Source organism: Allobosea sp. 2KB_26 (genome assembly GCF_052115715.1).
Taxonomy (GTDB): domain Bacteria; phylum Pseudomonadota; class Alphaproteobacteria; order Rhizobiales; family Beijerinckiaceae; genus Allobosea.
This window is the reverse complement of the sequence record NZ_JBFRHE010000056.1, coordinates 1-1,187: the sequence shown is the minus strand read 5'-3', so window position 1 is coordinate 1,187 and position 1,187 is coordinate 1. Positions and strand designations below refer to the sequence as shown.

Sequence of the window (1,187 nt, the reverse complement as noted above, 5' to 3'; positions counted from 1 at the left end):
GCGATGATGCTGGCGACGACGCCGGCGCCGACGGTCCTGCCGCCTTCGCGGATGGCGAAGCGCAGCTTCTCCTCCATCGCGATCGGCACGATCAGGTGCACTTCCATGGCGATGTTGTCGCCAGGCATCACCATCTCGGTGCCCTCAGGCAGGTGCACCACGCCGGTCACGTCCGTCGTGCGGAAGTAGAACTGCGGGCGGTAGTTGGTGAAGAACGGCGTGTGGCGGCCGCCCTCTTCCTTCGTCAGGATGTAGGCCTCGGCCTTGAACTTGGTGTGCGGCTTCACCGAACCCGGCTTGCACAGCACCTGGCCGCGCTCGACGTCCTCGCGCTTCGTACCGCGCAGCAGCGCGCCGATGTTGTCGCCAGCCTGGCCCTGGTCCAGCAGCTTGCGGAACATCTCCACGCCGGTCACCGTCGTCTTCACGGTGTCCTTCAGGCCGACGATCTCGATTTCCTCGCCAACCTTGACGATGCCGCGCTCGACGCGACCGGTCACAACCGTGCCACGGCCCGAGATCGAGAACACGTCTTCGACCGGCATCAGGAACGGCTGGTCGATCGGACGCTCCGGCTGCGGGATATACGCGTCGACCGTCTTCATCAGCTCGATCACCGCGTCATGCCCGATCTCGGGCGAGACGTTGTCAAGCGCAGCCTTCGCCGAGCCCTTGGTGATCGGGATGTCGTCGCCCGGGAAGTCGTACTTCGACAGAAGCTCGCGGATCTCCATCTCGACCAGCTCGAGCAGCTCCGCGTCGTCGACCAGGTCGACCTTGTTCATGAACACCACCAGCGCCGGAACGCCGACCTGGCGCGCCAGCAGGATGTGCTCGCGCGTCTGCGGCATCGGGCCGTCGGCTGCCGACACAACCAGGATCGCGCCGTCCATCTGCGCCGCGCCCGTGATCATGTTCTTCACGTAGTCGGCGTGCCCGGGGCAGTCGACATGCGCATAGTGACGGTTCGCCGTCTCGTACTCGACGTGAGCCGTCGAGATCGTGATCCCGCGAGCCTTCTCCTCAGGCGCCTTGTCGATCTGGTCATACGCCGTGAACGACGCCCCGCCCGACTCAGCCAGCACCTTCGTGATCGCTGCCGTCAAAGACGTCTTGCCATGGTCAACGTGACCAATCGTTCCGATATTGCAGTGCGGCTTCGTCCGCGCAAACTTCTCTTTGGCCAT

Annotated in this window: 1 protein-coding gene; it reads right to left on the bottom strand. The window is 64.5% G+C overall.

All coding sequences use genetic code 11. From position 1 onward, the window contains the following. Positions 1–1,187: elongation factor Tu (gene tuf / locus AB4099_RS35175; protein WP_113519290.1), on the bottom strand; the 1,187-nt coding region annotated here is incomplete at its 3' end.